At 44.4% G+C, this 22525-nt stretch carries 22 protein-coding genes and 1 pseudogene; 3 read left to right on the forward strand and 20 right to left on the reverse strand.

Features of this window, described 5'->3' with window-relative positions:
- Positions 1-7 precede the first annotated feature (7 nt).
- Positions 8-1000, forward strand: coding sequence for a DGQHR domain-containing protein (locus QFZ77_RS25905; RefSeq protein ID WP_307443721.1), 993 nt, complete (start codon positions 8-10; stop codon positions 998-1000).
- A 185-nt stretch (positions 1001-1185) separates the two neighbouring features.
- On the opposite strand, the gene QFZ77_RS25910 is transcribed toward QFZ77_RS25905, so the two are convergent.
- From QFZ77_RS25910 to QFZ77_RS25960, 11 genes and pseudogenes are all read right to left on the reverse strand, one after another.
- Complete coding sequence (locus tag QFZ77_RS25910) at positions 1186-1353, reverse strand: hypothetical protein (RefSeq protein WP_307443723.1); 168 nt, start codon at positions 1351-1353, stop codon at positions 1186-1188.
- 86 nt (positions 1354-1439) lie between these two features.
- The gene (locus QFZ77_RS25915; RefSeq protein WP_307443724.1) at positions 1440-1568 is read right to left on the reverse strand and encodes an ATP-binding protein; all 129 of its coding nucleotides are present in this window, start codon (positions 1566-1568) and stop codon (positions 1440-1442) included.
- A gap of 394 nt (positions 1569-1962) precedes the next feature.
- The gene (locus QFZ77_RS25920; RefSeq protein ID WP_307443726.1) at positions 1963-4041 is read right to left on the reverse strand and encodes a tyrosine-type recombinase/integrase; all 2079 of its coding nucleotides are present in this window, start codon (positions 4039-4041) and stop codon (positions 1963-1965) included.
- A gap of 71 nt (positions 4042-4112) precedes the next feature.
- Complete coding sequence (locus tag QFZ77_RS25925; protein WP_307443727.1) at positions 4113-4496, reverse strand: DUF6262 family protein; 384 nt, start codon at positions 4494-4496, stop codon at positions 4113-4115.
- On the reverse strand, positions 4483-6567 hold the full coding sequence (locus QFZ77_RS25930; RefSeq protein WP_307443729.1) for a tyrosine-type recombinase/integrase: 2085 nt from the start codon (positions 6565-6567) through the stop codon (positions 4483-4485). The genes QFZ77_RS25925 and QFZ77_RS25930 overlap by 14 nt, the downstream gene beginning before the upstream one ends.
- The gene (locus QFZ77_RS25935) at positions 6554-7684 is read right to left on the reverse strand and encodes a tyrosine-type recombinase/integrase (protein ID WP_307443730.1); all 1131 of its coding nucleotides are present in this window, start codon (positions 7682-7684) and stop codon (positions 6554-6556) included. Before QFZ77_RS25935 ends, QFZ77_RS25930 begins: the two co-directional genes overlap by 14 nt.
- A 183-nt stretch (positions 7685-7867) precedes the next feature.
- A pseudogene (locus QFZ77_RS25940) lies at positions 7868-8005 on the reverse strand (Y-family DNA polymerase); the annotation flags it as partial.
- The gene (locus tag QFZ77_RS25945; RefSeq protein WP_057303562.1) at positions 8002-8379 is read right to left on the reverse strand and encodes a YhjD family protein; all 378 of its coding nucleotides are present in this window, start codon (positions 8377-8379) and stop codon (positions 8002-8004) included. The gene QFZ77_RS25945 and the pseudogene QFZ77_RS25940, both read right to left, overlap by 4 nt.
- Before the next feature lie 144 nt (positions 8380-8523).
- A complete protein-coding gene (locus tag QFZ77_RS25950; RefSeq protein WP_307443732.1) occupies positions 8524-8811 on the reverse strand; it encodes a stage VI sporulation protein F in 288 nt (95 codons plus the stop codon).
- Between the two features lie 127 nt (positions 8812-8938).
- Positions 8939-9205, reverse strand: coding sequence for a DUF1294 domain-containing protein (locus QFZ77_RS25955; protein WP_307443734.1), 267 nt, complete (start codon positions 9203-9205; stop codon positions 8939-8941).
- Positions 9206-9301: 96 nt separating this feature from the next.
- Positions 9302-10621: an alpha-L-fucosidase gene (locus QFZ77_RS25960; protein ID WP_307443735.1), complete on the reverse strand. Its 1320-nt coding sequence runs from the start codon at positions 10619-10621 to the stop codon at positions 9302-9304.
- 115 nt (positions 10622-10736) lie between these two features.
- Here QFZ77_RS25960 and QFZ77_RS25965 point away from each other — a divergent pair, with 115 nt between their 5' ends.
- The gene (locus QFZ77_RS25965; RefSeq protein WP_307443737.1) at positions 10737-11576 is read left to right on the forward strand and encodes a helix-turn-helix domain-containing protein; all 840 of its coding nucleotides are present in this window, start codon (positions 10737-10739) and stop codon (positions 11574-11576) included.
- An 84-nt stretch (positions 11577-11660) separates the two neighbouring features.
- Here the strand turns inward: QFZ77_RS25965 and recG are convergent, their stop codons facing one another.
- The 4 genes from recG to QFZ77_RS25985 are packed head-to-tail and all read right to left on the reverse strand — an operon-like array spanning position 11661 to position 16739.
- Positions 11661-13706: an ATP-dependent DNA helicase RecG gene (recG, locus tag QFZ77_RS25970; protein ID WP_307443739.1), complete on the reverse strand. Its 2046-nt coding sequence runs from the start codon at positions 13704-13706 to the stop codon at positions 11661-11663.
- A gap of 3 nt (positions 13707-13709) precedes the next feature.
- The gene (locus QFZ77_RS25975; RefSeq protein WP_307443741.1) at positions 13710-14567 is read right to left on the reverse strand and encodes a DegV family protein; all 858 of its coding nucleotides are present in this window, start codon (positions 14565-14567) and stop codon (positions 13710-13712) included.
- 49 nt (positions 14568-14616) lie between these two features.
- Positions 14617-16350 carry a DAK2 domain-containing protein gene (locus QFZ77_RS25980; protein ID WP_307443742.1) on the reverse strand — a complete coding sequence of 578 codons (1734 nt, stop codon included), beginning with the start codon at positions 16348-16350 and terminating at the stop codon, positions 14617-14619.
- Between the two features lie 29 nt (positions 16351-16379).
- A complete protein-coding gene (locus tag QFZ77_RS25985) occupies positions 16380-16739 on the reverse strand; it encodes an Asp23/Gls24 family envelope stress response protein (RefSeq protein WP_057303556.1) in 360 nt (119 codons plus the stop codon).
- Between the two features lie 343 nt (positions 16740-17082).
- On the opposite strand from QFZ77_RS25985, the gene rpmB reads away from it, so the two are divergent.
- Positions 17083-17271: a 50S ribosomal protein L28 gene (rpmB, locus tag QFZ77_RS25990; RefSeq protein ID WP_029197753.1), complete on the forward strand. Its 189-nt coding sequence runs from the start codon at positions 17083-17085 to the stop codon at positions 17269-17271.
- A 103-nt stretch (positions 17272-17374) separates the two neighbouring features.
- On the opposite strand, the gene spoVM is transcribed toward rpmB, so the two are convergent.
- The 5 genes from spoVM to QFZ77_RS26015 all read right to left on the reverse strand — a co-directional run bounded on the left by spoVM (position 17375) and on the right by QFZ77_RS26015 (position 22520).
- The gene (spoVM, locus tag QFZ77_RS25995) at positions 17375-17455 is read right to left on the reverse strand and encodes a stage V sporulation protein SpoVM (RefSeq protein ID WP_036634233.1); all 81 of its coding nucleotides are present in this window, start codon (positions 17453-17455) and stop codon (positions 17375-17377) included.
- 610 nt (positions 17456-18065) lie between these two features.
- Complete coding sequence (gene rpe, locus QFZ77_RS26000) at positions 18066-18716, reverse strand: ribulose-phosphate 3-epimerase (protein WP_307443746.1); 651 nt, start codon at positions 18714-18716, stop codon at positions 18066-18068.
- 5 nt (positions 18717-18721) lie between these two features.
- On the reverse strand, positions 18722-19651 hold the full coding sequence (gene rsgA / locus QFZ77_RS26005) for a ribosome small subunit-dependent GTPase A (protein ID WP_307443748.1): 930 nt from the start codon (positions 19649-19651) through the stop codon (positions 18722-18724).
- Positions 19651-21759 (reverse strand): Stk1 family PASTA domain-containing Ser/Thr kinase, encoded by a 2109-nt coding sequence (pknB, locus tag QFZ77_RS26010; RefSeq protein ID WP_307443751.1) that lies wholly within the window; start codon positions 21757-21759, stop codon positions 19651-19653. Before pknB ends, rsgA begins: the two co-directional genes overlap by 1 nt.
- Positions 21756-22520, reverse strand: coding sequence for a Stp1/IreP family PP2C-type Ser/Thr phosphatase (locus QFZ77_RS26015; RefSeq protein ID WP_307443754.1), 765 nt, complete (start codon positions 22518-22520; stop codon positions 21756-21758). Before QFZ77_RS26015 ends, pknB begins: the two co-directional genes overlap by 4 nt.
- Positions 22521-22525: the final 5 nt, after the last annotated feature.

A 22525-nucleotide genomic window follows, 5' to 3' on the forward strand; every position in this document is an offset into this window, starting at 1 on the left:
TGACAAAATGCACCCCATGCCTACTCAATATGTTATTGAAAATGTCATACAGTATAAAATGCGCGGAAAAGTAGCCTACCAAAGTCAATTACCTGCCGCAACTGCTCTCAATATTACATTTGTAAAACCCTATGATGATCCTTTAGGTAAGGGTTATCAACGGCCTGTTGACCCCAAACGTTGCCATGATTTTGCAGTTTACCTTTCAAAGGGGGCAGATGCACTATTCACGCCTGTATTGCTAAATGCCTGTGGAAACTGGGAGTTCTCCTGTTACGACAAACTGAGACCGAATTATGGAAGGTTGCTTTGTAAAGGAAAAGCGTCATTGATGGATGGTCAGCATCGACTTGGTGGTATTAAAAAGTACGTACAAGAAACAAACTCTGATATAACAATCCCTTTTCTGGCATTTCATTGCTTAGATGATGATGAAGAGATAAGACTTTTTGATACAATTAATACTAAAGCAAAAGGTATTGGTCTATCCCTGAGCAAATATCTTAGAAGAGATTCTGATGATTTGAGTTGGGTTGCAACTGAGCTGTTAATGAGAAAGGAAAGCCCTTTTTATCATATCGGTAGTATTATCGGTAAACGCGTAAAGGGAAGACACATCACATTACAAAATCTATATAGAACACTTCATTTTCTATTCAAAGATAGTGAATTAGTGCTTATTCCCAAAGAAGAAAAGCTGAACATCGCTTTGATATATTATAACGCAATAAAAGAAACTCTATCTGCAGAGTGGCTTGATTATTCTGGTCATCGCCTGACTCACATCGTTTGCCTGGATGCTCTTTCGTTAGCAGCAGGTAAAACAATAAAAAAATATTTAGGTAACAACAAAAAGTCTATAGATTATCCCTCTTTGCTAAAATCCATAAAAAAATTAAAGCAAATTGATTGGTCATCAAATGGCCCTTTGCGATTTATAAAAGGACTTTCCGGTTCGCGAACATTATCAGAGGAATTAACTGAATTAATGGTGGGTTAATAGAGATAAATAAATAAATAAATAAATAAATAAATAAATGAATGAATAAATAAATGCATACTAGAGGCTTTATTATTACAAGTGTTACGGAGGCAGATCGTGTATATGTCAATTAAAAAGTTGACTCACCCCGATGATAAAAATGGGCACCCGAGGGTGCCGGTATTAATGGGAGTTATCGCGCATTAAAAATCAACGGACGTCAACTTTCGATAGAGCTCCAGGTTGCCTTTCATTAGGGCATCGCGTTCTTGATGAAGGCGATGGATCTCACTGCGAAGGCGTTCAACAGCAGCTTCCATTTCTGCAATTCCGTTATGTATTTGCTCATTCTTCGTTTCTAAGGTGTTCATGGGGTGGTACCTCCTTTCCAAGTACTCTCAGGGTTGACGGAAGCGATAGGAATCGCCATCAAAGAGTAGGATGTGCGAGTGATGGGTCAGTGATCTAGTAATGCCGTGGTCAGTGCAGGGTCGCCAAAGACATCCATCCAGCGGGAAAGCTCCAAGTTAGATGTGATGATGAGACTGCCTTGCTCATAGCGCCCAGAGATGAACTGAAAGAGCAACTGCCACCTTCACCACGCGGCACATGACCAAGCTCATCCAGAATGACCAGTTCATATTTGTTCCAACTTTTTAGAAATCGAGGCAATCGGTATTCCATCTCCACCAGTTCTTGAATGAGTTGCATGACGGATTCGCTTCAAACTTAAGGAAGCATTCTTGAGCCGCCCCTTTGAGTTGTAGTGACGACCTCTCTGAGCCTTTCAAATATTCGGGTAGAGGTATGCCGTTGTTTGACAGGGGTTTTCTGTCCTCTTCAAAGATTTGCTCAAAAATTTGTACGGTCTACTTGACGGGGTGCAGTTCACGCGGCAGCTGCTCCTTATTTGCATTAATTATTGAATGTCAGAATTAGATTAATAAATGAGCTCGTCTTCATGTTTTACTGAACTAGGTTTAGAATTTTGCAACATTCTTGCCTAAGACTCGCTCAGTCCCCGTAAATTCACGTTTTGATTTCTCCAGACCAAAGATACCAGCATTGTTCTGTAACCCCTGTAGGATCCCTGTGTATCTGTCTAATTTTATTTGAAGTAACTCAATAGATCTAGTTCGATTCGCCTTTTTATAAATCACAATGTCGTTTTCCATCTTGTTGATTTGATCTTCATAATAGGCAATAAACGTGTGATCGACATGGAAACTTTTACAACTTTTCTCAATACAAGGGGGGTCTAATGTCTGTTTTAAATACTCACAGTGTGCTTTGGGACTTTTAATGCAAAACCCGTGGTCTAATCGAATGGAATCAAAATTATGCCGAATCCACTCTAATTCTATTCCATTTTCAATGGCTTGTTCATCAAGATTTGCGTGTACGACATTACCATCTTGGGAAAGCCTTATTGATGGAAAAGCACCATTCCCTCTTGCTTGTTCCCATTCTCTACGTTTCGTTTCGCTCAATAATTTTGCATAAACAGCTGTCATCTCCGGACTGGTATGTGCCATTAATTGCTGTACAATGGTGATATCCATACCGTTATTTATCAACGTGATGCCGTACCGATGTCTAAAAGCATGGTTTTTAAACCAATATAGTTGACCATTGGCATCTAAAATATTGCATTTTTGTGCAAGTATATTTAAGTTTTGTGAAATTGTCTTGGCAGCCACTGGCTTGCCTTTCCGTGAGCCTTTAAAGACCGGGAAAATTAACGATAGTGGATTTTCTGCTTGTGTTAAGTTGTTCTCGACAAGTTTTTTTTGTGCCGCAATGATATGAGCTATTTCTTCTGAAATTGGAACTTTATGATCCTTGTACCTAACTTTTTGCTGGTCACCAACTAACCACCAACCATTGTTGGTTTCTAATAAACAATCAAGCTTTAATGATAGTACATCAGAAGATCTGAATCCAGATGCTTCCATGACGAGAATAATCGGCACATACTGTTTAGGAAATTGATCGATATGATTAATTACCTGCTCCCATATATCGTCAGGAATGTGGTTAATGTCATCTTTAACACTATAATCTATGCTTGGTCTATCTTCTGAAAAAATTAGCTTGTGTACTGGAATACTTGGCGCTTCTACCCAATCATATTTCTGTATTGTCTCGATAAAAGTATTTAATGTGGTAATACAATTTGCTATGTGACGCTTTGATGAAGGACCTTGGAAAGCATGGTTCTTAGTTGTTCCTCCCATCGGCGTCTCCCGTAGATATTGAAGATATTTTTCAATATCATTACGGGATAGCTCTCTTAGATCTCTCCATTCAGGGTAAGAAATGTTAATAAATTCTAAGAATTTAACCAGTAGCATTAGGTTACGGAGCATAGTGCTGTGTGCAGTTGATTGTTGATTTAAGCGTAGCTTTATATACCTCTTCATAAAATCCTTGAACTGTAAGGGTACTCTGGTAAAATTTATTTTTTCCTCAGCCTTTGATAAATTGAAGGAGATACCCGATTTTCTCACATCCCATATATCTTTTTCAAACTCATCTCTTTCGTCATAAAAGTCCATGAAGAAATCATAAAATTTACTAATGAAAGTCATAATTCCGCTAGGTTCCGTATAAACCCCATCGCGATTCTCATTTTGCTTTATTCTCGTCCAGCTCTTTTTTGTGCGTGATATCTGTATATTCAGGCTTTCAAGATGATTTTTCCACATCTTTTCCAAAATTACTTTCGGAATGTCAATAATTGATTTTATATGAGGCAAATGATTATTTATAAATTCTGCAAACCGGTGAATACTCCGGCCGTAATTTTGGAACACCGAGTATAAAGATAGATGTCCAAGTAACAACTTTTGCGCTACATAATATTTCATCTCAGTCCTAATAAACTCATTCTGATACTTCTCCCAATACAAATTCCTTCCATTTGGTTTCCATTCTTCAGTAAGAAGGAGCGGACATTCCTTAACATACCAATGATTCCTGTCCCAAAATCCCGTTAGAGTCTTTTCCATCTCCCAGTAATGATGTTCTTGAGGGGTAATTACAACGCTATGTGTCAAGTGAGGTTCCGTCCTTTCAAAAAACAGACTTTCTTTTTCTGGATTTTACGTAGTAGATCATCCGAAGGATGCTATATTTGGTTGTATAAGTCTCCGAAGCGAAATTTTAATTGTTCTTTAAGTTCAGAGTTTTCCTTTTCCAGTTTTTGAACCCTTTGTTTTAGTGTAGCTATTACAACATCTTTAGAACTATCACTCATATGTCGTTTTACTTGCTTGGCAGAGGGAAGACCTTCTTGTTGTTTTCTTAACATCTCAATCCTTCCACGCAAATCAGAGTTTTTGTATAAAAAGCCTTTTGAAGCTCCAGAGTGCTCCGAAACCGCATTAAAATTAATTTTAACTTGTTTTCTGATCATCTTTTTTAGTGCCTCATCTACTTTACGTATTGCAGTCTCTGTTTTCTCTTTTGAATACTTATTTATACCTTCGATGTTAGGGCTATTGTTTGCCATCTTCATACCTCATTTCTCGCTCAATCCCTGTGAATTCACGTCTTGATTTTTCCAAACCAAATATACCGGTAGTATTGCGTAACCCCTGAAGGATCCCTGAATATCGGTCTAATTTAACTTGAGTTAACTCAACCGATCTAGTTCGATTTGTCTTTTTGTAAATCTCAATATCATTTTCCATTTTGCTAATTTGCTCTTCATAATAGGTAATAAAAGTGTGATCGACATGGAAACTCTTGCAATTGTTTTTTATACAAGGCGGTTCTATTGTCTGCTTTAAAAAGTCGCAGTGTGCTTTGGGACTTTTAATACAAAACCCGTGGTCCAATCGCATGGAATCAAAATTATGCCGAATCCATTCTAATTCTATCCCATTTTCAATTGCTTGCTCATCAAGAGTTGCTGGTACGATATTACCATCTTGAGAAAGTTTTATTGATGGAAAAGCACCATTAGCCCTGGCTTCCTCCCAAGCTCTACGTTTTGTTTCACTCAATAATTTCGCATAAACAGCGGTCATTTCTGGGCTGGTATGCACCATTAATTTCTGTAGAATAGTTATATCCATACCATTATTTATCAACGTTACTCCATATCGGTGTCTAAATGCATGGTTTTTAAACCAATAGAAATGATTATTACCATCCAAAATATTACATTTTTGAGCAAGTACATTTAAATTTTTTGAAATTGTTTGTGCAGCCACTGGATATCCTTTTCTTGGTCCTTTAAAGACAGGAAAAAGTAAAGAAAGCGGGTTTTCTTTTTCAGTAAAGCTGTTCTCGACTAACTCTTTTTGTGCAGTGACGATATGAGCTATTTCTTCCGAAATCGGAACCTTATGATCCTTGTACCTTACTTTTTGCTGGTCACCAACTAACCACCAACCATTATCTGTCTCCAATAAACAATCAAGTTTCAAAGATAATACATCACAAGATCTGAATCCAGAGGCTTCCATAACCAGAATAATTGGTACATACTTTTCTGGAAATTGATCGATATGATTAATAACTTGATCCCAAATATGATCAGGAATGTGGTTGATCTCATCATTCACATTTTTATCTAGCTTAGGCCTATCTTCTGAAAAAATTAGCTTGTGGGCAGGAACAGTTGGCGCTTCAAGCCAATCATATCTCTGAATATTATCAATAAAAACATTCAAAGAATTCATACATTTTATTATATGATTATTTGAAGAAGGGCCTTGAAGAGTCTTGTTCCTTGTTGCCCCTCCCATCGGTGTTTCTCTTAGATATTGAAGATATATTTCAATATCATTACGGGATAGTTTTCTCAGATCCCGCCATTCAGGGTGCGATATGTTAATAAATTCTAAAAATCGCTCCATTTTCGCTAAATTTTCGAGTGTAGTACTATATGTATTTGATTTTTGACTAAACAGGCGAAGTTTTACATACCTTTTCATTAAATCTCTGAACTGAAAAGGAATTCTTGTAAATTTTATTTTATCCTCGACCTTTGATACAGTGAGAGTGAATCCCAACTTTCTACCATCCCATATATCTTTTTCAAACTCATCTCTCTCGTCATAAAAATCTAAATAGAAATCATAGAATTTGCTTATAAAAGCCATAGGTCCACTAGGTCGAGTGTAATATCCATCGCGATTTTCGTTTTGTTTTACTCTATCCCAACTCTTTTTTGTGCTGGTTGTCTGCAAATTCAGGCTCTGGAGATAAGTACGCCACATCGTTTCCAGCTTGAATTCTGGAATATCTATAATTGATTTAATATGTGGGAAGTATGTATTAATAAAATCTCCAAACTTGTGTATTGCATAACCGGCAAATTCAAAAACCGTATGTACTGACAACTGTCCAAGCAATAGTTTCTGTGTTAAATAATACTTCATTTCCGTCCTTATGAACCCGTTCTCATACCTCTCCCAATATAAAGTCCTCCCATAACGTTTCCATTCCTTGGTAAGAGTAGGACATTCCCTCACATCCCAGTGATTCGTTGCCCAATATCCAGTTAGAATTTTTTCCATCTCAAGGTAATGATGCTCTTGAGGGCCAATAAAAATTCGGTTACTCTTTGTCAAAATGCTTCGTCCTCTCAACATGCAAACTTTCTCTTTTCTTAGTTGCTGCTTTGTCGTACTCAGCTCTGACATCCTCATCCGAAGGATGAAGGTACATATCCATGGTTGTTTGAACATGACGATGACCTAATAATTCTTGAATCGCTTTAATACTTACACCATTTCTATGTAGTTCCGTTGCATAACTATGACGAAATAGGTGAGGAGTGAAATCTATCCCTGTTTTTTTCTTCATGCGTTTTACCCAAGAGCTTGCTGTTGAATAGTCCAACGGTTGTCCCTTGTTATCTCCACGAAGCTTAAAGAAAACATAGTTTGTATCAATATCATCAGCGTGGTATTCAATTAGAAAATCTTGAAATAAGTTGATGGTGTTTTCAGTAACATACACCCTTCGCCCCTCACCCGCAGGTGTTTTCGATTCTCTAACAACAATGGAGTTTGTACCGATATCAAAATTTTCTATATATAGAGATAGTGCTTCTGAAATGCGTAAGCCACCTTCGTATAAAACGGATAGAAGTAGAAGGTCTCTAATATTTGAGCATGCATTCTTAATACATTCGATTTGAGCGCTAGTCAAAGTTTTAACCATTCTTCGAGGAACCTTTATCTTCAATATATTAATGTCAATAGGATTACTTTTATTTATGTGATGCAGGAAAGATTTAAAGGAACGACGATGTCCTGATACTTTTCGAGTAACCTTTTCTACAATTTCGTTTGAAAAGATTTCAGATCGTTCTAAATAGTCGTAGAAGGAGACTACACAAGTAATTATTACATTTATGGTATTTTCAACTCGTTTTGCTGGAATTTCTTGCATAGGGACTACATTAATTGATTCGTACGGGGTCCTTAACCACTGCATAAAGTCACTCAATAAATCTAAACTCACATCCTGATAATCTTTATCATTTTGCATTAGAAACTCAAAGAAGAGCTTTAAGTGATAACAATAAGATTTAATGGTATTTGTTGATTTCTCACTGCGATCCAAATATTTCAGATATTTGATTACGGGAATAACTGGAGATCCATCTGTGTACAATAACATGTACCTAGTCTTGTTCTCTCCGTAATCAGTGGGTACTAGTACTTCTTGAACCTTCACCATATTTTAATAACAACCTCCCGCGCCTTCGCTTGAGCTACACCCGTCACATTAAAACTATGAATCATTATAAACTATAAATACTATAAATATCTAATATATATAGTATTTATATAACGAAATAAAAAAGGAGTAATCACTAACGTTGTTTACGTTAATGACTACTTCATATTATAGTCTATATAATCTTAGAGCAGGGTCTCCTGCAACAGCAACCGGTTTATTCTCCAAGCCCGGATGACCCGCTTTCTCCACACTGGCATAGAAGCTCTGACAATCGGCAAGGAAGATCGTTCGTTCCCCGCCGTGGCGATCTTTGCTCACCGCAATCCCCCCCGCATATTCATGAGCGTGGTCATAAGCTCAGCCTTGACCAAGCTGCGAAGCATCGTGAAATGATGAATATAGCCTCGGACTTTGTATTCTACGTTAATGCCTAAGGCATTCATTTCGGTATGGATAACTTTAATATCTCGTTTCTTCATCTGGCTCTTAATACTTTGTAATTCCGGATAAATAGCCATTTCAACCTCTCTGAGATAAAAAAGAATATGATTGTACACGATTTTATCCTTATAAACCTTGAGCTCCTCCATATCCCTTGCCAGCATATCGAGCAAAATGGGCAGCAGCGTGTATTCCTTAACAATTTGAACATCCTCTTCTGTCTCAATTCTTGAACTTGAGCTAACTTTCATATTTCCACCACCATATGCGAACATATATTCGTGTTACTTATTATATACCGAACACGTATTCGTTATGCAAGTGAATTTTTCTGGAAGCAAAAAAAGCCACTTAACAGGGTATCTTTAACCCTGCAAGTGGCGCATTTGTTTAGTCTATCGAAACATGGACCAGAGTTTGATCAAGTGAAAGGCGTTAGATGGATCAATCTTTTGTGCAAGGATAAACTGCAAAATTTGGGTCGTTTGGCTTCCGCTTAGCTTCTCACCGAGAATGCCGGCGGCAAGTCCTATTAAGCGCGTAACTTTGGTATGATTTTGTAAATCAGCCTTCGTAACACCCTGCAGCAGCATTTTAATGCGTTCTTTGATCTCTGGATTTTTCATCTTGAACTTTACGCGCTCTACGAGCGCAGGATCGATGCCATAATGGTGATAGCTCATGTTCGCACCTCCGATAACCTGTCATGCTCCTATCTTATGAGTAAACGCATGCAAACTTGACTAGGACTCCTGTATAAAACAAGAAACAGCTGCCGCTGCCGGCAACTGTCTCCTTTTTTTGCTATTGCTACATATAAATCGCGATCATGATGACACATAGACTATTTAGCATAACAAGCAGCGGCATGCCAATGACGAATGAGGTATGTTTCGTCTTATGGCGCCAAACCCGCATACCGAGCCACCCGCCAATCCCGCCACCGAGAGCAGCCAATATAAAAAGACGTTTTTCAGGCACTCTACGCCCGCCTTTTTTGGCTTGTCCCTTGTCATGTCCCATTTCTATGAACGTAACGATATTCATCAGCAGTAAATAACAGAGGAAATAAGTCAAATTCCATACACCTTCGTTTCCAAAAGAATAGTAAGCTGTCTACTATCATCTTAAAATCGAATGCGGGCACGGTCAAATGTTAATTTATTTCCGTCTTTAGAGTAACTCCAACTCCACAACCGTAGCTCTATGATCCGGCAGCGGATAGCTGGAGTGCTCAGGTCTAGCGAAACTAATGAACGCATCATCCGGATACTGGGCGGCATTCCAAGGACGGCTTAGGAAGAGCTCGGAACCGTCAGATAGCAGCCTTGCTTTCTTCACCTTACCAGCCAACCCGTTCAAGTTAATGGGGCCTACGCTTTCCTCAAACAAGTGGGCATACAGCAGATTCCCCTTTTGCGTATACCTGCCCCACTCCGGTTTCGGTAAGTAGGCTTGCCCGCAGCCGTAAATACTGTCCCCATTTTTCTGAACCCAATCGCCGATCTCTGCCAAAATGTCCAGCGACTCCTTCGGAATCTCGCCGAGCGCATTCGGACCCACATTCAAGAGCAGATTCCCATTTTTACTGACGCACTCTATCAACTTCCGGATAAGGGTAGTTGAGGATTTATATTGGAAATCTTGAGATGCGTACCCCCAGTTATTATTCAGCGTGATACAAGCTTCCCACGGAAGCGAATTGCCCTCGTCATCCGTCACGCCTTGCGGCGGAATGATCTGTTCCGGTGAAGCAAAGTCACCCGAATAGCTGAGCGGATTTTTAGTGAAAATAGTTCCGCCTTCTTCACCGCTTGCGTCCAATCTGTTGTCTACGATGATATGTGGCTGCAGAGATCGAATCATCGCCATCAGCTCAGTTGCTTTCCATGTCTCCCCCTTCATGTGATCATAGGAGAAGTCGAACCACATCACATCCAGTTTGCCATAGTTCGTCAGCAGCTCCCTTACTTGTCCATGCATATACTGAAGGTACCGATCGAACGTCTCCGGATTTCTTGTGTAGCTCTCATTATCCCGCATCGGATGAATGCGATCCCCATAAGCCGGATAATCCTCATGATGCCAATCGATTAGCGAATAATAGAGCCCCACCTTTAAGCCTTCCGCCCGAAACGCTTCAATAAATTCGCGAACCAAATCTCGCCCGGCGCGTGTATTCGTTGACTTATACTCAGTGAGAGCGCTATCAAATAAACAAAAACCGTCATGATGCTTCGCTGTCAATACGGCATATTTCATACCCGCTTGCTTCGCCGCACGCGCCCACGCCTTAGGATCATAACGGACAGGATCGAATTCATCATAATACGTTTGATAGTCCTCTACCGAAATACGCTCGACACTGCGCACCCATTCTCCTCTAGCTGGAATAGCGTACAGTCCCCAATGAATAAACATACCGAATCGATCCTGCAGAAACCACTGCGTACGCTCTGTTCGTTCTTGAATAATCGGATGATTGCTTGTCATCAGCTACACACCTTTCGCATTTAAACTTCACAGCTTTAGTCTATCAAGCCTGTGCTATAATAGACAGGTACGAAACTAACCTCAATCAGGATATAATTAACATTCTCAGGTGAACATGATGATGAATACGCAGCAAATTACATTCCTATCGGACCTTCTGCAGAACCTACAGATCCACATTTTAGAGGCTCATCTTACGCAGTGTACCACCTCGTGGAAGGAGCTTAATTTTACACCAGAGCATAATAAGCTGTATTGGATTCTGGAAGGCGAAGGCTGGGTTAAGGTTGACCATCAAGAGCTTAATCCTATGCCCGGTCAGCTATGTCTGCTTCCTGCCCACGCGCTCCATTCTTACTCCACGATCAGCGATCGTCCTTATTTAAAATATTGGTGCCACTTCACGGCACATATCGGTTCTTTTGATCTATTTCAATGGCTGGATATTCCTTTGTTCATCCAAATTCGCAATGTCGAACAGATGACGGCATGGTTTCAGGAGCTTGCCACCTTGCATCATGAACCGTCACTAACTTCGCGTTTACGGGAAAAAGCGATCCTGCTGCTAATCATATCCAGCTACTTGGAAGCGGTTCCTGTACAGGTACTGCAAAAGCGTACCGATGAAATGGACCGACTCGGCCAATTACGGCAATTCATTGAGCAGAATCTTCATAAGAGCATCACTGTGGAACAAATGGCCAAGTCCGTTCACCTGCACCCCAATTACTTGATCAAATATTTTAAAAAGCACTTTGGCATGCCCCCGGCCAAGTACATGCAGCGCAAGCGCATCGACAAGGCCAAATTTCTGCTCACGACTACGTCGCTCAGTATGAAAGAAATTGCCGAGCAGACTGGTTATGAGGATACGAACCATTTCGCGAAAAGCTTCCGCAAAGATACCGGCTTTCCACCTACGGAATATCGGATGAATGTGCGGGGGAAAGGATAAAATAGTAAAAAAACGCTAGGATCAGCGACTGACAGTTGTCATCAGTCCATCCTAGCGTTTTGTTTATTTTAGTTATAAGGCTGATTAGTCCAACACTTCGCTGTCAAAAATCTGCGCGCGCTGCAAGTAGGCTCTGAGCGGTATGAACGAAGCCCCCGTCCAGAAGGACGAGTCACCGACAAGCTCAGCCGCATCATCGCGTGCCTGCTCCATGACTTCAAAGTCCGCCATCATGTCGGCGATCCGGAACTCCGGCAGACCGCTTTGCTTCGTGCCGAAGAAGTCCCCCGGCCCGCGCAGCTCTAGATCGCGCCGGGCAATCTCGAAGCCGTCGGTCGTTTCGGTCATCGCCTTCATGCGCTCCTTGCCGACCTCGGTCTTCGGGTCGGCGATGAGCACACAGAAGGACTGGTGCTCGCCGCGGCCCACCCGCCCGCGCAGCTGATGCAGCTGCGACAGGCCGAAGCGGTCGGCGTCGTAGATCACCATCAGCGTGGCGTTCGGCACGTCCACGCCGACTTCGATCACCGTGGTCGACACGAGCGCCTCCACGGTGCCTTCCTTGAATGCGCGCATGATCGCTTCCTTCTCCTGCGCACTCATTCGCCCGTGCAGCAGGCCGATTCGCATGTGCGGAAAATGCTGCTGCAGCTGAATGTGGACGTCGATGGCATTCTGCACGTCCAGCTTGTCCGACTCTTCGATGAGCGGACAAATGATATAGGCCTGCCGCCCTGCGGCGACCTCGCGCTGGATGAAGCCGAGCACACGCTCCAGCATCGCGTGCTGAACCGCGTACGTCTTGATCGGCTTACGCCCCTTCGGCAGCTCACGCAGCGTCGAAACGTCCATGTCGCCGAAGGCCGTAATCGCCAGTGTACGCGGAATTGGCGTCGCGGTCATCGTCAGCACGTCGGGGTTCATGCCCTTGCGCCGCAGGATGCTGCGCTGGTTCACCCCGAAGCGGTGCTGCTCGTCCGTCACGACAAGCCCCAGCTGGCGGAAGTAGACGTCCTCTTGAATGAGGGCATGCGTGCCGACCAGCACGTCGATCATGCCCATCTGCAAGGAAGCCAGCAGATCCCGCCGCTGCCGATCGGTTGAGCTGCCTGTCAGCAGCGCAACCTGCAGCCCGTAGGGCTCGAACAAGCTGTCCAGCGAGCGCTTGTGCTGCTCAGCCAGAATCTCCGTCGGCACCATCAGCGCGCCTTGGTAGCCGGCCTTCACCGTCGCGTAGAGGCCTATGGCCGCGACGATCGTCTTCCCCGCACCGACATCGCCTTGCAGCAGTCGGTTCATGGCGTACGGCTCCTGCATATCGTGCAGGAGCTCGCCTACGACCTTCTTCTGCGACTCCGTCAGCTGGAAGGGGAGCGCGCGCACGAAGGCGCGGACAGCAGGCAAGTCCACCTGCTGCTTCAACCCATCCGCGCGGCTGCGCGTCACGGCGCGGTAAGCCTGGAGCTTGAGCTGGAATAGGAACAGCTCCTCATACACCATGCGCCTGCGCGCCTGCTTGCCTTCCTCCACACCGCTCGGCGTGTGGATGACAGCCAGCGCCTTGCTGCGCGGCATAAACCCATACCTGCCGGTAATGGCTGCCGGCAGCACTTCACTGATCATCGCGCTGTACTGCGTCAGCGCCTGCTGAATAACCTTACGCATCCACTTCTGCGTAACAGAGCCTACAACCGAATACACCGGCTGTATAGTGCCGGTATTGGAATCGCCTTGTCCGGGAAATTCCGAATCGGATACGCTCATTTGCCTGCGCTTGCCGTCCCATTTGCCAGTGAGTATAATCTCCTGCTGCGGCCGCAAGCGGTCCTTCAAGAAGTGGCGGTTAAACCACACCGCCGTCAGCAGGAACTCATCGACCATCACCTTGCAGGATAGTCGGGACTTGCCGCTGTAGCGCTGCAGCACCGGCTCTCCGATGATGTAACCCTTCACAGTGACGCGGTCGCCGTCCTTCACACTAGCTAAATCACGTACCGTGTAATCCTCATACCGGAATGGCACATATTCCAGTAAATCCATAACCGTAAAAATGCCCATGGAGTTCAGCTCAAGTGCCTTCTGAGCGCCCACTCCATGGACTTCGCGTACTTCGAATTGATTCAAATCCATATCTTACACCGTACTAACGAACGCTGCGATGGTACCTGGTCCAGCGTGTGCGCCAATAACAGGTCCCAGTGTAATGTAGTCCACATGCTCCACAACAAATTGCTGCATGATGGCCGCACGCAGCTGCTCCGCACCTTCCAAATTGTTTGCATGAGCAATGTGTAAACTGCGGATTGTCTTACCCGATACATCCGCCGCCAACAGCTCTAGGATTCGCGCAACCGCTTTTTTGTGACCGCGAACCTTATCAATCGCAGCTACTTCGCCCGCTCGATCCAGAGAAAGAATGGGCTTTATGTTTAGCAAAGATCCGAAAAGCGCGGATGCTTTGCCGATTCTTCCACCTTTTTGTAGAAATTCTAGCGTATCTACGAGGAAGTATATGTAAAAGTTCTCTCTCATCGTTCGTACAAGCTCTAAAATCTCTTCGACACTTTGCCCCGCCTTAGCTGCTCGGGCAGCAGCTACAGCAAGAGCGCCAATCCCATAGGAAGCCGAGCAGGAATCGAACACACGAACCTTGCCCGGCGAGTCCTCCAGCATCGTGGTAGCCAACAGCGCTGACTGGTATGTTCCGCTCAACACAGATGCCAAATGAATGGAGATAACCTCCGTATTGGGCTCTTCAAGCAGTCTCTGATACAAGTCCAAAAACTCCGCAGGAGACGGCTGTGACGTACGGGGAAAGTGAGGTGACGAGGTCAGCTTCGGATAAAATTCCTCAGACTGCAGCGTCACCGTATCTAAATATTCTTCATCTCCAAAATGAATCTTGAGAGGCACCATCTCGATATTAAGTTCTTGTCTGAGTGCCAAAGGTATGTCGGCCGTGCTGTCCGTTACGATACGAATGTTTGTCAACAGGGCTCACTCCATTCAACGAATTTACTCCACTGCTAATGGTATTCTTTTACTCGACGGAAAACAGGTACGCATACAAAGGCTGTCCGCCAGGATGAAGCTCAATTTCTATTTCGGGATACGCCGCTTGAATGAACGCCTCTAGCTCCTTCGTCTCTGCATCGACGGCATCTTCTCCGGTGAGGATAGTGACAATTTCGCTGCTTTCTTCAATCATTTCCTCCAGCAGCTTCTTACAAGCATCCAGGAGACTCGGCTCTGAAGATACAATGCGCCCATCTTGGATGCCAATAAAATGGCCCTGTTTGATGTCAATACCGTCCATGTTCGTATCGCGCACAGCGTAAGTAACTTGGCCCGATTTTACACGTCGAAGTGATTCACTCATGGCTTCCGTATTTGTTTTGGCATCCGCCTTCTCTTGGAACGCCAGAATGGCAGCAAGACCTTGCGGAATCGATTTAGATGGGATCACAATTAGCGTTTTATTGTCTACCAGTTCAATAGCTTGCTGCGCAGCCAAAATAATGTTGGAATTGTTGGGCAGCACATAAATGGTGTCTGCATCAATGCTGTTAACCGCATTCACAATATCCTCGGTGCTTGGGTTCATCGTCTGTCCACCGGACAGAACGACATCGACGCCTACACTAGACAAAATATCGGTAATGCCATCACCTAGAGCAACCGCAACGAAACCATATGCCTTGCTTGGCGGTACAGCTATGGCCGTAGTAGAAACAGAAGCTTCGTACCCTTCGGTCATATCTTCCAATATATATGAATGCTGATCGCGCATATTTTCAATTTTGATACGGCTCAGAGCACCGTAATTCATGGCTTGGTTCATTACTTCCCCCGGGTATTCGGCGTGAATATGAACCTTCACCAACTCGTCATCGGCTACAACCAGCAGCGAATCCCCCAACTTGCTCAGTTGATCACGGAACGTGCCTTCATCGAAAACTAGTCCTTTGATCTTGCCTGGAGCAATCGTCAGCATAAATTCCGTACAATATCCGAATTCGATGTCTTCCGTAGCCAAATATGCCTGTGCGGGAAGATGTGCGTGCACTTCCTTCGCTAGGTTCATGCCGGGAACGAGTGAAACCGCACCAAGTGTTGTATCCATCGTAGCATAGTCATCGTTCACTTGAACCAGACCGCCGCTTAACGCCGCTACAAAGCCTTCATAAACACATACAAGCCCTTGTCCGCCTGCATCTACCACACCGACCTGTTTGAGCACAGCAAGCTGCTCAGGCGTTCTAGCGAGGGCTTCCTTCGCTTTGCCCAGAACCTCCTGCATGAGATCAAGCAGGTCACTTCCACGCCGATACTGTGTAGCATGCTTAGCTGCTTCTTTCGATACCGTCAAAATCGTTCCTTCCACCGGCTTCACAACAGCTTTGTAAGCTGTCTCTACACCTTGCTGCAGAGCGCCCGCGAATTGCTGTACATTTACATGCTCAAGATCATGCACATGTTTCGCGAATCCGCGAAACAGCTGTGACAGAATAACCCCTGAGTTGCCTCTTGCGCCCATCAGTAACCCTTTCGACAATGCATCAGCTGCTTTCCCAATATGGGAGGATGGCTTCTTTTTAAGTTCCTCACAACCCGCAGTGAGTGTCAAATTCATGTTGGTGCCGGTATCTCCGTCGGGTACAGGAAAAACGTTCAATCCATTAACCTTATCTACATTTCTGCGAAGGTTATCCGCACCCGCCAAGACCATGGCTGTGAAGTCATTTCCATTTATTGAAATAAAGCGCTTACTCAAAGTGATTCCCCTTCCTGGTTATCGGGCTTTTACTTGGCTACACGAACGCCTTGAACAAAGATATTCACATCGTCTACATGAAGCCCTACAACGTCATTCAAAATATATTTGACTTTCGTTTGGACATTACCTGCGACTACGGATATTTTCGTTCCATAGCTGACAATAATATAAAGATCAATTTCGAGTCGCCCGTTTTCATGGCGGACTTCGACGCCGCGGCTTAAATTGTCCCGGCCTAGCAATTCAGCTATTCCGTCTTTCAGTTGCTTTCTCGTCGCCATGCCAACAAGTCCATAACAATCTAACGCAGCGGATCCCGCCAGTGTTGAAATCACTTCATTGGTAATATACACTTTTCCGTACTCGGTTGTGAGTTCAATTGGCATTATCTAACAACTCCTTCAAGTTTCGCTTTAGCAAGACTAACTTTGTAAGCATTCCCTTTCCTACTTGCTTTAGCAAATTCGACTTAATAAGTCAATTACTATGTACTTGGAATGTGGGCTAATCTTCATTGTACTATAACATACTGAATAAATAAACGGCAAAAGTGCAGGTAATTCGTTGACTAGGCTCCTTTTGCTATGCTATTATATTTAAGTGTGTTTTTGCTGGTTATATTATGAATCGCAACAAACCAAACAATGTCTAAAATTATGGAAAGCTGTCATGTCAAGCTTAGGCTTGCCACCCAGGCTGCTTTGTATACTGCCCAAGGAGGTGTCAAACATGTCCCGCAAATGTTTCATTACAGGTAAAAGTCCTTCTTCAGGAAATCACGTGTCCCACGCTAACAATAAAAACAAGCGTACTTGGGGAGTTAACGTTCAAAAGGTTCGCATCCTCGTTGATGGCAAACCAAAACGGGTTTACGTAAGTACTCGTGCGTTGAAATCCGGAAAAGTGGCTCGCGTTTAATTTGTAGCTGCGCATACTTACACTTTCTTATGTGAAAGACAAAAAGCACCTTATCGGTGCTTTTTTTGCATTTCTGGGGGAATGGGGTAAGTATTGTGTTGGCCTAGTTTTTACTAAACGTATTAAGTACGGCTTTCACGAATCCACCCAAAAATCTTGGTAGTTTGATTGTGTAGAACTTCATTCTCTACCCCTCCTTAGAGTTTTCGTCAGAAAACTGACTTCATGAGCATTCGCTTAGAGTTTTCGTGAGATAAACCTCTACCGAGGTCTTACGAAGATGAGCGACCGCGCTTAGAGGAAGGCAGAAAACTGACTCCATGAGCACAGACTTCAAGTTTTCAGAAGAAACTTACGTCGTAAGCATATGCTTTCACAAGTTGCATGACTGCTCCTTAGCATCGTTACAACAGTATATGCCCGGACCGTAAAAAAGTGCCTTCTATTTTTACTTTCTCCCACAATTCGCTCGCTTCCAGAAAACAAAAAAAGCTACAAGAGCGCTTCACTCTTGTAACTATATGTATGCGGCTATGGTGCAGTTATGCCCAGCTGCGTGTAAAGCGCATAAATTAAACTGAAAATAAAATAGAAGAGAACAGAAATAACGATGAACCAAATGCGAAACCCAATTTGCTCAAACCGACGAAAGAATCGCATCCCTACATACAGGGCGCCAAGCGAGAATATATACTTCGAGACATCATGTATATTTGAAAAACACGCCAATAGGATTGCGCAAAGCAAACTATACATCAATAACCAGAGAAATCTCATTGTCCTTCGTTCCCCCTCTACCCGCGAATTCGCCTGATAGCCTCGGCACGATCGGACTGCCCAAACACAGCATTGCCAGCAACCAACACATCGGCTCCAGCTTCCACCACCTGGCGAGCCGTCACCTGGTTAATACCGCCGTCCACTTCAATATGAAGCCCCTTCAATCCCTTAGCATTCGCTTGCTCACGAAGCGTGCGAATTTTGCTCAGCATGCCAGGAATGAAAGCCTGTCCACCGAATCCAGGATTGACCGTCATAATAAGCACAAGATCCAGCTGTTCATCGAGTACATGCTCGATCAGCGAAATCGGGGTTGCAGGATTCAGCACAACCCCCGCTTTAATCCCGCTTTGCTTAATAAGATGAAGTGTCCGATGCAGATGCGTACATGCCTCCACATGGACGGATATCAAATCGGCACCCGCTTTGACAAAATCAGGTATATAGCGATCTGGCTGCTCAATCATCAAATGAACATCAAGCGGCAGCTTGGTCATTGGGCGTATCGCTTCAACTACAAGTGGACCAATTGTGATATTTGGCACGAAATGGCCGTCCATGACATCCACATGGATCCAGTCGGCTCCGCCAAGCTCCGCTTCCTTAATCTCTTCCCCAAGTTTAGCGAAATTGGCTGATAAAATAGAAGGTGCTACGTATACCATCCGTCCTAATACCTCCTCTTCCGATCCTTGATTTCAGTTAAAAACAACAAGTAATGATCAAACCGAGAAGCTGCAATAACTCCCTCGGCTACCGCATCACGAACCTTGCAATCCGGCTCATGCAGGTGCAAACAGCCTCTGAACCTGCAGCCCTCCGCTATCGCGGCAAACTCCTTAAAGCAGCTGCTGAGACCCTCTGCTTCGACTTCCATAAAGTCTAACTGGCTGAATCCCGGCGTATCGGCTACAAGGCCACCATTCGTGAGTGGCAGCAGCTCAACATGACGTGTGGTATGCTTTCCTCTGCCTAATCGCTGAGAAATGGCATTCGTCTCCAGATTAAGACCACTAATCATTGCGTTAAGCAGAGAAGACTTACCCACACCGGATTGTCCAGCAAAAACACTGACGGCTCCGTCCAAATGATGCAGAATCGCTTCCACGCCTTCTTGCAGCTTAGAACTCGTCTTCACTACCGTATAACCGATTCCCTCATAGAGCTTCGTAATCCGCTCCAGCTCGGCAACCGTCATTTCTTTGGGAACGGACGACTCATCATCTTTCGTCAATAAATCACTTTTCGTGAAACATAACAAAACATCAATGCCCGTATTTTCGATATGGACCAGAAATTTATCTAACAACTGCAAATTGAGAACAGGCTCTGTCACCGAAAAAACGAGCACAACCACGTTTACATTGGCGATTGGAGGTCGTATGAGCTCCGAAGTGCGGGGAAGGATTTCAGTAACGGTCCCTTCCCCATTCTCCGTTTCCGCGTACATAACGCGATCTCCTACAAGGGGGGTTATGTTTCTGTTTTTGAAAACGCCTCTTCCGCGGCAAGTAACCGTCTTGGCTTCACGGAGATCGGCCTCCTCAGGCAATACGTAATAATAGCCGCTCAGCGCTTTTACGATATATCCTTGCGGCATTAAGGTGTGCCTCCAGCAGGTGGTTTAGAGACAGTGCCGCCTGTTTGCCCATTTCCAGTGCCGCCAACCGGAATAGCCGGTCCATTGCTTTGCTGTTTAGGCGATGGCGATGGTGACGTGGAAGGACTAGGTGATACTGTCTTTCCATTTTTTTGATCCAAGTAGTCTTGATATGTGCGAGTAATGGAGTTGACCAAGTTATCTCCTTCTTTAATCAAGATGACAGCTTTCTTATCTGGAGAAACAATGACTTTGACATCCATATTCTGAGGCTTCGATACTTTTTCTGTTTTGTATTCAAAGTTCTCATACTGGGCATCACTTACGACAATTTTGAACTCAGAATCTTTGCCTTCCGTCGTCGGCTTAACAGCAATACTTACCGCAAGCTGTCCGGCATCCTCCGGCAATCCGTCGCTAATGATCAAAGAAATCTCAGAGCCAACGGATACATCCTGGTTTTTTTCAAAAGGAAACTGTTTGACAACCTTCCCTTTCGCGACTTTGTAGCTTTTCTCACGGGTAATGCCATTCACAGGGAGCTTAAGATTCAGCTTTGTGAGTTGGGCCTTAGCTTCTGCTTCCGTCATTCCGACGAGATCCGGCATTTTGAACGTTTCCTTGGCTTTGCTTACGGTAAAAGCAATTACCGCTTTGTCAAGCTCAAACTCTTCGCCAGCCAAAGGGGATTGCTTCAAAATCATATCTGGAGCACCATCAGTCGTCTCTTGTGTAATCGTAATCTGATCATCCTTGATGCCGAGGGCTTGCAGCTTCAGCTTAACATCCTTAAATGGTTGCCCTGCATAATTATCCATCTTGATTTTGGGCATACCCTTACTAACATACAGCGTCACTTTGGTGCCCAAATTCATTCTCATCCCCGTAGGATCTTGACGAATGACAATGTCTTTAGCAAGCTTGCTGTCCAAATCATATTCAACCGTGGAGCTGAGTTTAACCGCCGTCAATTCAGCTTGAGCTTGAATCAACGGTTTGCCTGCCACATTGGGAACCTCGACGGTTTCAATGGCAAACATCCCTTTCACGTACCCGACCATATACCACATAGCGCCGAGCACCATTAACAAAACGACAATCCAAATGAGCGGCTTAATCCACCCTTTCCCTTTAGAAGGAGCAGGCTCTTCCCGCCAGGCAGGTTTCTCGGGCTCATCATCATCTTCGAACTGTCCGAGTTGGTCTGCGCGAATCGCAGGCATCACAAGGGTACGCTCTTCGTCCATCCCATCCGCATCCCAGAAAGCTACCTTCGCTTCATTCCGGCGATCCGGATTCAAACAGGTATCGAGATCTGCCATCATTAGCTTCGCAGACTGGTAGCGTTCTTCAGGCTTTTTGCGCATGGCTCTCAAAATAATGTTTTCCACGCTTTGCGGAATGAGAGGGTTCACCTTACGCGGTTCTTCCACATCTTCCTGCAAATGCTTCAAAGCCACTGAAATCGGGCTCTCACCGAGAAAAGGCAGCCGAGCTGTCAGCATTTGATACATCACGATACCTAGGGAATACAAATCGGATTTCTCCCCTGTATTCGTCCCTTTGGCATGTTCCGGTGAGAAATAGTGCACAGAACCGACAACCGATCCGGTTTGCGTTATGGTGGAAGACGTGGCAGCCCGTGCGATACCGAAATCCGTCACTTTGACACGGCCGTTTTTACCGATCAAAATATTGTGAGGTTTGATATCCCGATGAATGATTTCATTGTGGTGGGCGTGATCGAGGGCATCTGCAATTTGACTCGCGTAGTGAACCGCATCTTCGACCTGCAGCGGTGCTCTCTCTTTGATAACATCATTCAAAGTCGTGCCTTCTATGTATTCCATCACAATATAATGCACGTCTTCTTCTTGTCCGACGTCATAAATACTGACGATATTAGGATGAGAAAGTGAAGCGGCTGCTTGAGCTTCTCTACGGAAACGACGAATGAATTCTTCATCGTGCACATACTGCTGGCGCAGTACTTTCACAGCCACTTTACGATTTAATAATAGATCATGCCCTTTGTAGACTAAAGCCATGCCGCCTCCGCCAATGCGATCTAAGATTTCATAGCGGCCTCCAAGCTTTCTACCGATCAATTCCCATCACCCCTTTTTTCGTCCGAATCATGATCGTGCGCAAGTAAAACGACCGTCACATTATCGTCTCCACCTTCATCAAGCGCGCTTTGAATCAACTGTTCCGCTGCATCTTCCATACGTTCATGTGATTTGACAATTCGTAAAATGTCGCCGGAATCCACCAATCCGCTTAAACCATCCGTACAGATCAGAACGATATCACCCGGACGCCACGCGTACTCATAGAGATCCACCTCTACGCCCGGCTCTGTGCCGAGTGCGCGAGTAATCCAGTTACGTCTAGGGTGATGATCGGCTTCTTCGATGGTAATCTGCCCGTTCTTGACAAGCTCATACACCAAAGAATGATCTTCCGTTAGTTGTGTGATCGATTCATCGGTGATCTTGTAAGCGCGACTGTCACCGATATGTCCAATAATAAGAAGCTCTTGCGAAGCAATAATGGCAACAACCGTCGTGCCCATACCATGATAACTTTCTTGCCCTGAGGCGAATTCATAAATTTTCTCATTCGCCTTTTCAATGGCTTCCTTCAGCACTTGCTTACAAGCTTCCACAGACATTCCCCAATGGATCGATTGCAGCTGATCTGCAATCATTTCGATGGCCATTTGGCTGGCGATATCACCAGCTTGATGTCCCCCCATGCCATCAGCCACAATAGCCAAAGATAGGCCATTGAGATCATGATGGATGGCGGCTTGGTCCTCATTCACTAAACGGACTTTGCCAATATCGGTACGGCTTACCATCTTCATCCGGA

Source organism: Paenibacillus sp. V4I3 (genome assembly GCF_030817215.1).
In the GTDB taxonomy this organism is placed as follows: domain Bacteria; phylum Bacillota; class Bacilli; order Paenibacillales; family NBRC-103111; genus Paenibacillus_E.

Excerpts from the sequence above, each read along its gene's own strand:
- QFZ77_RS25925 (WP_307443727.1), bottom strand. The coding sequence starts at position 4,496 with ATGGCAAACAATAGCCCTAACATCGAAGGTATAAATAAGTATTCAAAA.
- QFZ77_RS25965 (WP_307443737.1), top strand. The coding sequence starts at position 10,737 with ATGATGATGAATACGCAGCAAATTACATTCCTATCGGACCTTCTGCAG.
- QFZ77_RS25960 (WP_307443735.1), bottom strand. The coding sequence starts at position 10,621 with ATGACAAGCAATCATCCGATTATTCAAGAACGAACAGAGCGTACGCAG.
- QFZ77_RS25950 (WP_307443732.1), bottom strand. The coding sequence starts at position 8,811 with ATGAGCTATCACCATTATGGCATCGATCCTGCGCTCGTAGAGCGCGTA.
- QFZ77_RS25935 (WP_307443730.1), bottom strand. The coding sequence starts at position 7,684 with ATGGTGAAGGTTCAAGAAGTACTAGTACCCACTGATTACGGAGAGAAC.
- rpe (WP_307443746.1), bottom strand. The coding sequence starts at position 18,716 with ATGGTATACGTAGCACCTTCTATTTTATCAGCCAATTTCGCTAAACTT.
- QFZ77_RS25945 (WP_057303562.1), bottom strand. The coding sequence starts at position 8,379 with ATGAAAGTTAGCTCAAGTTCAAGAATTGAGACAGAAGAGGATGTTCAA.
- recG (WP_307443739.1), bottom strand. The coding sequence starts at position 13,706 with ATGGATTTGAATCAATTCGAAGTACGCGAAGTCCATGGAGTGGGCGCT.
- QFZ77_RS25910 (WP_307443723.1), bottom strand. The coding sequence starts at position 1,353 with ATGAACACCTTAGAAACGAAGAATGAGCAAATACATAACGGAATTGCA.
- spoVM (WP_036634233.1), bottom strand. The coding sequence starts at position 17,455 with ATGAAGTTCTACACAATCAAACTACCAAGATTTTTGGGTGGATTCGTG.
- QFZ77_RS25985 (WP_057303556.1), bottom strand. The coding sequence starts at position 16,739 with ATGCCAATTGAACTCACAACCGAGTACGGAAAAGTGTATATTACCAAT.
- QFZ77_RS26015 (WP_307443754.1), bottom strand. The coding sequence starts at position 22,520 with ATGAAGATGGTAAGCCGTACCGATATTGGCAAAGTCCGTTTAGTGAAT.
- rsgA (WP_307443748.1), bottom strand. The coding sequence starts at position 19,651 with ATGCCGCAAGGATATATCGTAAAAGCGCTGAGCGGCTATTATTACGTA.
- rpmB (WP_029197753.1), top strand. The coding sequence starts at position 17,083 with ATGTCCCGCAAATGTTTCATTACAGGTAAAAGTCCTTCTTCAGGAAAT.
- QFZ77_RS25905 (WP_307443721.1), top strand. The coding sequence starts at position 8 with ATGCACCCCATGCCTACTCAATATGTTATTGAAAATGTCATACAGTAT.